Annotated in this window: 8 protein-coding genes and 2 riboswitches; of the genes, 4 read left to right on the forward strand and 4 right to left on the reverse strand. The window is 63.8% G+C overall.

The window, feature by feature from the left end:
• Positions 1–61: 61 nt before the first annotated feature.
• The 3 genes from ACP7D4_RS03905 to ACP7D4_RS03915 all read right to left on the reverse strand — a co-directional run bounded on the left by ACP7D4_RS03905 (position 62) and on the right by ACP7D4_RS03915 (position 7,558).
• Entirely contained in the window at positions 62–1,129 is a 1,068-nt protein-coding gene (locus ACP7D4_RS03905) for a cell division protein ZipA C-terminal FtsZ-binding domain-containing protein (RefSeq protein ID WP_426207839.1), read from the reverse strand.
• On the reverse strand, positions 1,126–4,653 hold the full coding sequence (gene smc / locus ACP7D4_RS03910) for a chromosome segregation protein SMC (RefSeq protein ID WP_426207840.1): 3,528 nt from the start codon (positions 4,651–4,653) through the stop codon (positions 1,126–1,128). The genes ACP7D4_RS03905 and smc overlap by 4 nt, the downstream gene beginning before the upstream one ends.
• A gap of 355 nt (positions 4,654–5,008) precedes the next feature.
• Entirely contained in the window at positions 5,009–7,558 is a 2,550-nt protein-coding gene (locus tag ACP7D4_RS03915) for a DUF1631 family protein (RefSeq protein ID WP_426207841.1), read from the reverse strand.
• A gap of 263 nt (positions 7,559–7,821) precedes the next feature.
• Between ACP7D4_RS03915 and ACP7D4_RS03920 the strand changes: the two genes are divergently transcribed.
• Both ACP7D4_RS03920 and ACP7D4_RS03925 read left to right on the forward strand, forming a co-directional pair.
• Positions 7,822–9,195, forward strand: a complete 1,374-nt coding sequence (locus ACP7D4_RS03920) for a methyl-accepting chemotaxis protein (RefSeq protein ID WP_426207842.1) — start codon at positions 7,822–7,824, stop codon at positions 9,193–9,195.
• A gap of 187 nt (positions 9,196–9,382) precedes the next feature.
• Positions 9,383–9,625, forward strand: a complete 243-nt coding sequence (locus ACP7D4_RS03925) for a hypothetical protein (RefSeq protein WP_426101080.1) — start codon at positions 9,383–9,385, stop codon at positions 9,623–9,625.
• Positions 9,626–9,913: 288 nt separating this feature from the next.
• Here the strand turns inward: ACP7D4_RS03925 and ACP7D4_RS03930 are convergent, their stop codons facing one another.
• The gene (locus ACP7D4_RS03930) at positions 9,914–10,474 is read right to left on the reverse strand and encodes an ATP-dependent Clp protease proteolytic subunit (protein WP_426101082.1); all 561 of its coding nucleotides are present in this window, start codon (positions 10,472–10,474) and stop codon (positions 9,914–9,916) included.
• A gap of 131 nt (positions 10,475–10,605) precedes the next feature.
• Positions 10,606–10,692: riboswitch (glycine riboswitch) on the forward strand.
• A gap of 20 nt (positions 10,693–10,712) precedes the next feature.
• Positions 10,713–10,818, forward strand: a riboswitch (glycine riboswitch).
• Between the two features lie 77 nt (positions 10,819–10,895).
• Here ACP7D4_RS03930 and gcvT point away from each other — a divergent pair.
• Both gcvT and gcvH read left to right on the forward strand, forming a co-directional pair.
• Positions 10,896–12,014, forward strand: coding sequence for a glycine cleavage system aminomethyltransferase GcvT (gene gcvT / locus ACP7D4_RS03935; protein WP_426101084.1), 1,119 nt, complete (start codon positions 10,896–10,898; stop codon positions 12,012–12,014).
• Positions 12,015–12,089: 75 nt separating this feature from the next.
• Positions 12,090–12,470, forward strand: a complete 381-nt coding sequence (gcvH, locus tag ACP7D4_RS03940; RefSeq protein WP_426101086.1) for a glycine cleavage system protein GcvH — start codon at positions 12,090–12,092, stop codon at positions 12,468–12,470.
• The last annotated feature ends 53 nt before the right edge of the window (positions 12,471–12,523 follow it).

A 12,523-nucleotide genomic window follows, 5' to 3' on the forward strand; every position in this document is an offset into this window, starting at 1 on the left:
CCGGCGCTGTTGTTACGGTAGTTGTCACGCTAGTTGTCACTGTCGCTCTCCCGGGCCTTTGCTAGCTGAACAGACGCAGCGCGCGGGTCGAGCCGGCGGCAATGTCGGCCGCTTCCATCTCCTGGTAAAAATCAAGCACCTGGTTGTTGATTTCGCCAAGCGCCTCGTCCAGCAGCGGCTGGTCGCTGTCGTCGACGATCAGCGCGTCCAGCCGGCCCACGAGCGCCTTGGCGCACAAGACCATCGCGCCAAAACCGTCGCTCACCGGCGCCACGCACGGCACGTCGAGCAGCAGCGTCAGACGCGAGGTGGTATCGGCGCCCAGCGTGACGTTGGTCGAGAGCGTAAACAGTTGGCCGCCGTCGCCGTCTGGCATGATGAAGCGACCGTCGGGACGCACGTCGAAGCCCTGCTTTTCCAGCGCCCCGATCAAGGTCGCGATCGACCATGGCGCGCCGTTCGAGAGCAAATTTACGCCCAGCTGGGCGTCGTGGCCCGACACGAAACGGTGCAGCGTGCGCGCTTCGCCCATGACTTCGATCATGTCCGGGATTTCGGGCTCGGCGCCGATGTCGTCGCACAGCGCGCGCAAGCGCGTGACCAGTTCCGAGTATTCCAGTTCGTTCAGCGCGGTGGTGCGGCTGGCCATCTGCACGCCCGCCTGCAGCTGCGTGTAGACGCCGCCATGGGTAATGGGCTCGTACTCGCCGCTGACGGCCAGGCCGATGAAGTGCACCGGCTTGTTGCCGACGTGGCGCAGCCTGTGCAGCACAGGCAGGATCTTGTCGCCGCGAACAGGCGTTTCAAGCGAGAGCGGAATGAGGCAATCGATCAGCGGGTCGACCAGGCTGGTGGCCTTTTCGGCCGGCGTGGTGTCGGGCGTGTCGGTGCCCGGCAGCGGCGGCGTGATCAGGCGCGCGTTCTCGTCCTCGTCGCCATTGCCGCCATTGCCGCCGCCGAAGCCAGGCTCGGAGCGCGCTTCGTCAGAGCGCATCAGCACGTCGTCATGGTCGGACGAGAAAGCCCGCGCCACGCTCTTGCGGGCCTTGTACTCCTGCCACTTGTTAAAGGCGAACACGCCGACCACGATGGCGACGGCGATGCTGATGCTCATTTCGATGTCTGTCATGCTGCTTGTGCCTCAGTAGCGAAATTTGCGGCGGACTCCATGTCCACCGCCACAATGCGCGATACGCCCTGCTCCTGCATCGTCACACCGATTAGTTGATTGGCCATCTCCATCGCGATCTTGTTGTGCGAGATGAAAAGGAATTGGGTATGTTCGGACATGCGCTTGACCATGCGGCAAAAGCGCTCCGTGTTGGCGTCGTCGAGCGGCGCGTCGACCTCGTCGAGCAGGCAGAACGGCGCGGGGTTCAGGCGGAACATCGAGAACACCAGCGCCGTTGCAGTCAGCGCTTTTTCGCCGCCCGATAGCAGGTGGATGGTGGCGTTCTTCTTGCCCGGCGGCTGGGCCATGACCTGCACGCCGGAGTCGAGGATCTCGTCGCCCGTCATGACCAGCTTGGCGTTGCCGCCGCCGAACAGGATCGGGAACAGTTCGGAAAAATGGTGGTTCACCTTGTCGAAGGTGTCTTGCAGCAGCTCGCGCGTTTCCTTGTCGATGCGGTGGATCGCGTCCTCCAAGGTGTTGATCGCCTCGGTCAGGTCGGCGTTTTGCGCATCAAGAAAATTCTTGCGCTCGGAGGCCTGCGCCAGCTCGTCGAGGGCGGCCAGGTTGACCGCGCCCAGGCCCGTGATGGCATTGGTCAGGCGCGTAACCTCGCCCTGCAGGTAGGACGGCTTGAGGTCGGGATGGAGCTTTTCGGACAGGGCCGCTTCATCGGCATTGACCGCTTTCAAAGCCTCGGTGAACTGTTCCTGGTTCAGGCGCGCGGCCTGCTCCTTGAGCTGCATCTCGGTGATCTTGTCGCGCTGCGGCTGCAGGCTGCGTTCGGACAGCATGCGCGTTTCTTCGGCCGTGCGCAGCTGCTGCGTGATCTGGTCGAGTTCATGGCGCGCGTCGGACAGGGCGCGCTCCTGGCTGGAGCGCCGGTCCAGCAAATCCTGCAGGCCGTCGCTGGCGGCGGAAGTCTCGAGCGACTCAAGTTCCTGCTGGCCCACCTCCAGAGATTCGCCCACTTGCGCGGCCTGCTGGGTGGCGGTGGCGATATTGCGGCGCAGCTCCTCGATCTTGCTGCGCTGGGTCTTTTCGGCGAACTGCGCTTCCTGCGCCGCGCGTTCGAGTTCGCGCAGCTTGTCGCGCGCGTCGGCCAGCGCCTGTTCCTTGATTAAAAAGTCGGTCTGGCCGTCTTCGTGGGCGCCTTGCAGTTCGCCCAGCGCAATGTCGAGCTGCTCGAATTTTTCTTCGGATTCCATGCGGATCTGGTTCTGCTCTTCTTCCTGGGCCGCGATCTCGGCCAGGTCGGCCTGGATCTGGTTGCTGCGCTGATTGAAGCGGGCCTCGACTTCGGACTGCTTGACGACCTCGATCTGCAGCGCGTGCACCGCTTGGGTGAGCAGGGCCACGCGCTGGCGCGCGTCCTGCAGGCGGCGCGTGAGCTCGGCCACTGCCGCATCGGCGCGCACCGCGCGCGCGCGTGCTTCATCGGCCAGCATGGTCTGCGCGCGCAGCTGCTTGGTGATGTTCTCGATTTCCTGCTGGCGAGCGAGCAGGCCGTCCTGTTCGGCGTCGGCGGCGAAAAAACGCACGCTCGACTGCGTGATCACGTGACCTTGGCGCGTGATGAAGGAGCCTCCCGGCGGCAGCCTGGCGCGTTCGGCCAGCGCGGTGGCGGCGTCTTCGGCGGCGAACACATTGTGCAGCCAGTCGGTAAGCACGCCGCGCAGGCCGGCGTCATTAAGTTTGAGCAGGCTGGCAAAGCTCTTGAGCCCAGGGGTATCGGCGACCGGTCCGGCGTTGGCCAGCGACGGCGAATACAGCGCCAACTTGGCCGGTGGCGCATCGCTGAAAAACGCCTTGGCCCAGTCGATATTCGACATTTCAAGCGCCGTGGTGCGCTCGCGCAGGACCGACTCCATCGCCGTTTCCCAGCCCTCCTCGGTGTGCAGTTTTTGCCACAGGCGCGGCAGCGTATCGAGTTCGTGCTTTTGCAGCCACGGCTGGACCTTGCCTTGCGTTTGCACCCGCTCTTGCAGCTGCTTGAGCGCCGACAGGCGCGCTTCGAGTTGCGCGTTGGCGCTGGTCTCGCGGTTGACCTGTGCTTGCGCCGCGCCGCGCTCTTCTTCGGTGCGCTGCTGCTGGTCGGTCGCTCCCTCGAGCTGCATGGTCTGCTCTTCGAGCGCCTGCTGCTTTTCTTCGAGCTGCATGCGCAGGTTGGACAGGTGCGCGCTGTCGGGCAGATTCAGGCCGTTTTTTTCCTGCTGCAGCCGCTCGCGCCGGGTCAGCAAGCCATTCAAAATATTCGAGGCGTTGCGCTGGTGGGCCGATTCCAGCTCGATTTGCTGCTGCGCTTGCATGATCCTGGCGCGCGACTCGGTGGTTGTGTGCTGCGCGGCGCGCCACGCGGCGTCCAGCGCGGGCAGGCGTTCGTCCTGCGCCTCGGCCGCCATCTGCGACTGTTCGACGCGTCCGCCGAGTTCTTCGAGCAGGTAGTCAGCTTCTTCGATCTGCTGCTGATAATCCTGGCCCTGGGCCTGCCACTGGTTGCGCTGCGCCGTCAAGGCGGCCAGCTGGTTTTGCAGGCGGCTGCGCGACTCGATGACGAACTTGATCTGCGCTTCCAGGCTGCCGATTTCGGCATTGGTCTGGTACAGGTGGCCCTGGGCCTGGTGCAGGCGGTCGCCCACGGCGAAATGGGCTTGGCGCATGTGTTCGAGGTCGAGCTCCACGTGGCGCAACTTGGCGGTCTGCTCTTCGAGGTCGGTCTGGGCTTGCGCCATCTCGCGCAAAAACTTGCCCTGCTCGGCCTGCGCTTCGTTCTTGCGCAGCAGCCAGAGCAGTTTTTGCTTTTCTTCCTGGTCGGCCTGCAGCGAGTGAAACTTGTTGGCCACGACCGCCTGCGCCTCAAGTTTTTCAAGGTTGGCGTTCAGTTCGCGCAGGATATCCTCAACCCGCAGCAAGTTCTCGCGCGTATCGTTAAGGCGGTTTTCCGTTTCGCGGCGGCGCTCCTTGTATTTGGAGACGCCGGCGGCTTCCTCGAGGAACACGCGCAGCTCTTCCGGGCGCGATTCGATGATGCGCGAGATCATGCCCTGGCCGATGATGGCGTAGGCGCGGGGACCCAAGCCCGTGCCCAGGAAAATATCCTGGATATCGCGCCGGCGCACCGGCTGGCTGTTGATGTAATAAGTGGAGGTGCCGTCGCGCGTGAGGGTGCGCTTGACGGCGATCTCGGCGTACTGGCCCCACTGGCCGGCAGCCTTGCCGTCGTTATTGTCGAACACCAGTTCGACCGACGCGCGCCCGGCCGGTTTGCGGTGAGTGGAGCCGTTGAAGATCACGTCCTGCATCGACTCGCCGCGCAATTCCGACGCTTTCGATTCGCCCAGCACCCAGCGCACGGCATCGATGATATTCGACTTGCCGCAACCGTTGGGACCGACAACGCCCACGAGCTGACCCGGCACCTGGAAATTGGTGGGATCAACAAAAGACTTAAATCCCGACAATTTTATTGAGGATAGTCGCACGTTGGTGGGCAGGCTCGGGAATCAGAAAGAGGCCCATCATACCATTTGTTGCTTTCATTCCGGTAGGGGCAGTGCGGGGCTGGCGATGGTGAATAGCTTCTAATTCGGCAACACCAAAAGCGGGCTCAGACCTCCATCCGGGAAAATGGGGTCAGACCTCAAACTTGTGGTGAAGGAAAGCGTTGCAGTCGCAGATGTCGATACCCGCTATGACGATTATGGCGCTCGACATGCAGTCAAGTATCCGCAAGCACGCCATTATTGCGCGATCCGGTTTGAAATCAAGACGATGCGGGGTCAGACCTCACCGTTGCAACACGTTGCAAGCGCGAGGTCTGACCCCGGTGGGGGGGGGTCAGGCGGCGGCGGTGATGTCGGTGTCGTTGACGGCGCCGGCGCCCATCGCTTGCGAGAGCGCGCGTTCAACGACGCCGTCAAGCTGGACGATGCTGACCTTGTTCTGGCGCAGGCCGGCGGTGAGCTTTTCCACCGTGAGCGAAAACGAATCTTGGCGCGCGCCGAGCGAAAAGATGTACAAGGTCTTGAGCGGACTGACCCACGCCAGCTTGGCCTTGCGTACGCTGCCATCCGACTGGGTAAACGCTAGCCAGCCCCCCCGCTCTAGCCCTTCCACCGTCACTTCCGCCTCGTCCGGCACCACCGGCAGCGCCGTTTGCGCCGCCTGGTCTTTTTCCAGGCGCCGCATGGCATCCTGCTGCGCCACTTCGACGGCAATCTCGAGCTGGCGCTCTGGGCTGATGTCGAGCGGGGCGCGCACGATCGAGGCATGGCATTCGGCCAGCTCGGCAAAAAACTGCAGCCGCTCGGCTTCCTGCCACTTGATGATGTCCAGCCATTGATTGAGCGTGGAAAGCAGGCCCGGCAGCTTGGCAATCAGCGACTTGCGCTCGTCGCGCGTGATTTTTGGCTTGACGCTCCAGATCAGGTCATCCATGGTGCGCGTGGCGCTGCCGACCGCACCGGGCTTTTCTTCTTCGACGCTGTAGGCCACCGTTAGCACCGACGTCCAGCGCTGCTCAAGGAACGTTTCCAGCACCGCCACGACTTCGCCGCTGCTCACGCGCGCGGCCACGGCCGACTTGGCCGAACGCGTCGCCGCCACGACTTTTTCTTGCTTGAGCGCGGCCTCGATTGGTGCGGCAATGGCCTGCACTTCAAACTTTTCTTCAGCCTTGATCGAATCTTCCAGCTCGGCCACGGCCGTCGTGAACAGCCCGGCGGTGTCGTCCGCTTCATCGCCCACCCGCTCCACGCTGCGCTGCATGGCCTTGAACAGCGGGTCGTCGGCGCTGCGCTGATCGAGCCCCATGCTCGAGAGCAGATTGATCATGCGGCGCGCCGGATGCGCTTCTTCGAAGAAGAAATTCTTGTCGGCCAGCGCCGCCTTGAGCACCGGAATTTGCAGGAACTGGATCAAGTTCCGCATTTCCTTCGGAATATTCGGGTCGATGAAGACGGTGTCGAAAATTTTCGACAGCAGGTCGATCGTGCTTTCATCGCCGCGCGTAAGGCTGCCTTTCGGAATACTGGCTTTTAAGCGCGGCAAATAGAACACATCGGCGCCCTGGGCCGGGCCGGGGCGCGATGGCGACGCGGCGAATTGTTCTGGCATGCGTGCCTGCAGCGTCTTGAGCATGTCGAGCAGCGGCGCGGGCGCCGCGCCAAAGCCGGCCTGGTCCAGGATCTGGCCCGCCGCGGCATACGCCGCCGGCTGGGCGCCGCCAATAAAATGGGCGCCGCCATGCTCGCCCTGGAAGGCCTGGGCGCCCGCCTGACCGGCGCCTGCAACATGACCGCCCTGGTGCGTTGACGAGACGCCGTGCCCGCCATGGCCGCCATACTGGGACGCCGCCGCGCCACCTTGCATGAAATGCGGATGCGCAGTGGCGCCCTGTCCTGTTGGCGCGCCCCCCATGAAGTGGGCAGCTGCGCCATGCGCGTGAGCGGCGCCTGCGAACGCGGCGGCGAAGCCAGGCCCCGCCTGCAGCGAGGCGCCTGGCGCATCCGTCGCCACGCCCAGGACGCCGCTCGGGCGCCAGCCGCCGCCCGCGCCGCCGGCCCCTTGCGGCAGGTCGGGAATCATGGGAATGTCGTCAAACCCGCCATCGGCGCCGCCGTCGAGGAACTGGCGCAATTGCGACGCCAGCGCGGCCTGCTGCTTGGCGCGCTTGGCCTTGGCCGAGCTGGCCCCTTCGGTCTTGCGGATGTTGTAGGCGTCGACCGAGCCGGGCTGGGTACCCTTGCTCATCAGCGCGTCGCACAGCGCGTCGTACATGGGGCCAAAATCCCACAGCAGCGCCGGGCGCAGTTGCGAGGTGATCAGCGCGTGGCTCTCTTCATTGGGCTCGAATTCCTTCCAGGCGCTGTTCAGCGCGGATAGGAACATTTCGGGCCGGAATGGATTTTGTGCGATGTTGAGGATGTCGCGGTTCAGCAGAAAGCCGAGCCGAACGTTCAGCGTGGCGATTTGGGTCGCGTATTTCATTTCGAACGGGCGGCTCAGGCTGTCGAAGGCGACACGGGTGTCCATTTCTTCGAACGGCACCAGCGACAGCGCCGCTTCGGCGATCAGGGCGCTGCGCGGACGCGGCAGCAACGCCGCCACTTCCTTGCGCAGGGCTTTTTCCAGCCCGTCCGAGGCCAGATGCACAAACGCGTAGTGATGATCCTTGAGCAGGTTGCCCGATTTTACGCGCAGGAACACATCGCGCGCGTCCAGCGTCGGGCTGTCCACGTCCAGCAGGGAAGCAACCAGGCGCGTGCTCACGCCGCCCCACTGCTCGCTGGCATGCTTGGCGACAATTGCCACGAGGGCGTCCAACAGCTCATGCTGCGACACTGCCGCCTGTTTTGCACTTGCTGTTCTGGACGCTGGCGTTGCCATGATCGGTTCGTCTCCGGGAATGTTAAGTTGACTATTGAACTTCTATTCTGCCACGTTCTTTCCACAAGGCAATACCCAAAATGAAAGTAACGCGCTTTTTATCCGGCTTTTTTTCGTAAATACCTATTCTGGGCAAAGAAGAGCTCGCTTCTGTTGTTTTTGTTGCCACTGGGACTTTTGATCTGACGCAAAGGTGGCCTTGCTCGTTTCCCTAAGATAAGGAAACACACCGCCGCAGCACTCCCCTCGCAAAGGACGTCACCATGTCACTCCTCCGCCGGCTCGATCCACACCATAAACTGTATGCCAGCTTCGCACTGCTGCTGTGCTTGAGCATGGGCCTGTCGCTCTGGATGCTGAACCAGCTCGAACAGATGAGCCTTTTGACGGGCCTGGCGACGAGTCTGGCGCCGGGATCGGGCCAGAAAGCGGGCGCCGTGCTCCAGGCCCACGCCGGCTACGAAGGCGCGCGCCTGCTGGCCTGGGTGGCAATCGCGGTCACGCTGGGCGCGGCGGCAATGCTGGTGCTGTGGCTGCGCGCCGAGCTGGCCCACCCCGTGCAGGCGGCAACCGCAATGGCCCGGCGCGTGTCCACGGGTGACCTGAGCGGCAAGATCGGCGCAGCAGAATCGGGCGAACTGCTCAGCACGCTGCAAGCAATGAATGACAGTCTGGCCGGCATGGTGCTCAGGGTGCGCGCCGGCACGGAAAGCATCAGCGGCAGCGCCGGCGCCGTTGCGGCAGACGGCAAGGCGCTCGCAGCCCATGCCCGGGAGCAAGCGTGCGCGCTGGCCCAGGCCGGCGCATCGATGGCGCAACTGGCCGACGGCGCCACGCAGTACGCCGGCCAGGCCCAGCTTGGCAGCGCCGCAGCGCGTTTGGCCGCTGACATGGCGGCCGAGGGCGGCGCGGCGGTCGCTGGCGTGGCCGCCACCTTGGCCTCGATGAGCGCCGCGTCAGTCCGCGTTGCCGACCTGGCCGGCGTGATCGATGCCATCGCCTTACAGACCACTATGCTGGCCCTAAATGCGGGCGTTGAAGCGGCGCGCGCCGGTGAACACGGGCGCAGTTTCGCGGTCGTCGCCGCCGAAGTGCGCACCCTGGCCCAGCGCAGCGCTGCAGCGGCCAAGGACGCCAGGCTGCTGGTCGACGACGCGCTGACGGCTGCTGCTGCGGGCACGGCATTGGCCACCAAGGCCGGCGGCGCGCTTGATCAAGCCATCGACCAGGCCGCTCGCGCGAGCGCCATCAGCGCCGACCTGGCCTGCGCCGGCGCGGCCCAGGCGGCGGGAACGGAGCAAGCCCGCCAGTCGCTCGCGGCACTGGACAAGGCGGCGCGGCGCGGCGGCGCCCTGGCCGCACAGGCCGCAGCGGCGAGCGCTGCCATCCGCGACCAGGCCGCCGGCCTGTCGCGCGCCACCGCCGCTTTTGTACTCGGGTCGGAACACGGGGCCGCCGCGCCGGGGCTGCGCCTGGTGTCGAGCAATTCCGGTCCGCTGGCCAAGCCAGCCCAGGCGCTCGACATGCGCTTGCGCCACGCGCCGGCGCGGGTCATTGTGTCGCTGGCGAGCGTGCCTGCGGCCAAACGAAGCCGCGGCGCCTTTGGCCGGCGCGCCATGGACTGGGAAGAGTTTTAGAAAGACATCATTAATTTCAATTTCGTAGGAATATCTCCTACACTGGTTCGAGCGATCTTCTGATACCGAGCAAAGGATGCAACTCGCATCATTGTGCCACCGGAAACACATTTGAGAACGCAGTTGAAACACTCATCATCTGTGTTATGGCGAGCACGGCATTTTCAAACTCTTTAAAGGAATGAACATGAACGCAAATAAAAAAGGCGACAAGAACAGCAAGCAAAGCGACAACTCCAGCGACAGCAAGCAGTCGGGCAACCAGGGTTCGGGCTCCCGTTCGGGCTCCCGTTCGGGCACGGGAACCCAGGGTGGCACGCATGAGCAGCATGTCGAGGCTGGCCGTCAAAGCCACAAGAATGATGAAAAGCAAGGCAACAATCAGTCGGGCAATCAAGGTTCGGGCGGCAAAAGCGGTTCAAATCGCTGACAGGCGCTAAGCCCGCAGACTTGTAGATATGCTGGGCGGGCCGCGTTTCCGGGCTGCGCTGAGACAGTTGCCACACAGGAAGCATTGAAAGAGTCTGTTGCGCCGACGGCGTTGCAGGCTCTTTTGCTATGGCAATACGGCCATAGCAACGCGGCCATAGCAACGCGGCCATGGCAATACAGCCTTGCCTTGCCTCTGGAGCGCCATTTGCCGCCCCCTGTCGCACCGATCGATCGCCAGGCGATTGGCAAGTCGCGCGCCTGCGACCGGCGCGAAAGTGCTGACCGACTAAATATTGCGAATCTGCGTGCCGCGCGGCGGCGCAAAGTCGGCCACGTCATCGATCATGCCCGCCGTCTTGGCGTCGCGCGAGGTCAGGTGCAAGTCCGAATACTGGTGTATGCCCCACTGGTCCGGCGTGAACTCGATATGCTTGCGCAGAATCGATTCGGTGCGCGCATCGTCGGCGCGCAAGCCTTCGACGATGATATTGAGCGCGTCCGGCCGCGCCCCGGGCGAGGCCGTCGCGTGCGACTTGTGCACCATGAAGCGCGCCGTCTCGCTGGCATAGCGCCGGCTGCCTGCCAAATACAGAATCACCGCGATCGAGGCCACCGCGCCGCCGTTATACATGACAAACTTGATCGGCGCGTTCGACAGGTAGTTATACAGGCACAGGCCATCGCTGACGTACCCACCGTTCGACTGCAGCAGCACATGGGCCGTCTCGATGCCCGCTTCGCTCATGCACGATACCGCCTCGAACACGCGGTGCACCATGTCGCTGTTGACGTCGCCCGACAGCGTGAAATACGCGTCGGCGCCTGGTTTGGTCTGTTCTTCGTTCATGATTGTTTTACCCCCAAACTCGATGGTTTATTTTAACAAATAGCGCCTGTGAAAGGCTCCGTCGCGAGGCCATTCGTGCGCAGCCCCGCCCGGCCCAAGGTTGACAGGCCGTGGCCGGTGGCATATGCTCTGCACTCTGATCGGGAGAGGGCAGCCACGCGCTGCCGCCGAAGGGGCATCACCCAAAAACTCTCAGGCAAAAGGACCGGTCAGGGGTCGGCAGCGGGCAAAACGCGGCCGGTCAAACTCTGGAGAGCGGCCGCGGCGTACTGCCGGCGGCCCACCGAAGGGGCAGGCGGAAGCAGTTCCGCTATCTCTCAGGTATCAAGGACAGAGGGGCGAACAACCGAGCACCCGCAAGCGGCTAATGTCCTCTTGCGCGCTGTTCGGCGACCCCTATTCACCTGCTCCGAGGATTTCCATGACGCTTAAAACGACCCCGCTCAATTCCGCACACCGCGCATCCGGCGCCAAGATGGTCGATTTCGGCGGCTGGGACATGCCCGTCAATTACGGCTCGCAGATCGAAGAGCACCACGCGGTGCGCCATGACGTGGGCATGTTCGACGTCTCGCACATGTGCGTGGTCGACCTCGAAGGCGACAACGTGCGCCCTTTCCTGCGCGCCCTGCTGGCCAATAATGTCGACAAGCTGCAGGCCGCCGGCAAGGCGCTGTATTCGTGCATGCTGAACGAGCAAGGCTTCGTCATCGACGACCTGATCGTCTACTATTTCAGCGAAACCTGGTTCCGCCTGGTCGTCAACGCCGGCACCGCCGAAAAAGACGTGGCCTGGATCATGGCGCAAAATGCGGCCACCGGCAGCGGCGTGAAAACCACCCAGCGCCGCGACGGCAATGAACCGATGGCCCTGATCGCCGTGCAGGGGCCGAATGCGCGCGCCAAGGTGTGGCAGGTGCTGCCGACCACCCAGGCCGCGTCCGAGCCGCTCAAACCCTTCAATGCCGTGATCGTCAAGGACACCGCGTTTGGCGAAGTGATGGTTGCGCGCACCGGCTACACCGGCGAAGACGGCTTCGAGATCGCCTTTCCCGCCGCCCAGGCCGACGCCATGTGGCATGCCCTGGTCGCAGCCGGCGTCAAACCGGCGGGCCTGGGCGCGCGCGACACGCTGCGCCTGGAAGCGGGCATGAACCTGTACGGCCAGGACATGGACGACAGCGTCAATCCTCTGGATGCCGGCCTGGCGTGGACGATCGACCTCAAGTCCGAGCGCGACTTCATCGGCAAGGCGGCCCTGCTGGCGATGGGCCAGAAAGCGCAGTTCGTGGGCCTGATCCTGCGCGAAAAAGGCGGCATCTTGCGCGCCCACCAGAAAGTGGTTACCGCCACCGGCGCGGTTGGCGAAATCACGAGCGGCACCTTCAGCCCGACCATGCAGGAAGCGATCGCCCTGGCGCGCCTGCCGCTGGAGGTGACCATCGGCGACAGCGTGCACGTGGAAATTCGCGACAAGAAGCTGTTGGCGACCGTCGTCAAGCTGCCTTTTGTACGCAACGGTAAAATCCTCGCTGCCTGACCCGCTGTTCCACCCGCAGTTCGACCCGATGTTCGACCTTATACAATACGCATTCACCACTTACCGGAGCCCATTATGAATATTCCTGCAGATCTGAAGTACACCGAGTCCCACGAATGGGTGCGCGCCGAGGCCGACGGCACCTTCACCGTCGGCATCACCGAGTATGCGCAGGATGCACTGGGCGACATCGTTTTCGTGGAACTGCCAAAGGTGGGCAAATCGATGACCGCCGGCGACGACGCCGCCGTGGTCGAATCGGTCAAGGCCGCCAGCGACATCTACGCGCCCGTATCGGGCCAGGTTGTCGCCGTCAATACCGCCGTGGCAGATGCGCCCGACTCGATCAACAGCGACGCCTATTCGGCCTGGTTGTTCAAGCTGATGCCGAGCGACCCGAATTCGTTCAACGGCCTGCTCGACGCCGCAGCCTACGGCAAGAACACCGAAGCGTAAGCTACACGCGCCGCAGCGCCGCGCCGCCGCCTGACGGGCGGCGCGGCGACATT

It is taken from the genome of Massilia sp. TWP1-3-3 (assembly GCF_049897805.1).
GTDB lineage: Bacteria > Pseudomonadota > Gammaproteobacteria > Burkholderiales > Burkholderiaceae_D > Telluria_A.

Coding starts and splice junctions, on each gene's coding strand:
- ACP7D4_RS03905 (WP_426207839.1), bottom strand. CDS start 1,129: ATGACAGACATCGAAATGAGCATCAGCATCGCCGTCGCCATCGTGGTC.
- ACP7D4_RS03915 (WP_426207841.1), bottom strand. CDS start 7,558: ATGGCAACGCCAGCGTCCAGAACAGCAAGTGCAAAACAGGCGGCAGTG.
- ACP7D4_RS03920 (WP_426207842.1), top strand. CDS start 7,822: ATGTCACTCCTCCGCCGGCTCGATCCACACCATAAACTGTATGCCAGC.
- ACP7D4_RS03925 (WP_426101080.1), top strand. CDS start 9,383: ATGAACGCAAATAAAAAAGGCGACAAGAACAGCAAGCAAAGCGACAAC.
- ACP7D4_RS03930 (WP_426101082.1), bottom strand. CDS start 10,474: ATGAACGAAGAACAGACCAAACCAGGCGCCGACGCGTATTTCACGCTG.
- gcvT (WP_426101084.1), top strand. CDS start 10,896: ATGACGCTTAAAACGACCCCGCTCAATTCCGCACACCGCGCATCCGGC.
- gcvH (WP_426101086.1), top strand. CDS start 12,090: ATGAATATTCCTGCAGATCTGAAGTACACCGAGTCCCACGAATGGGTG.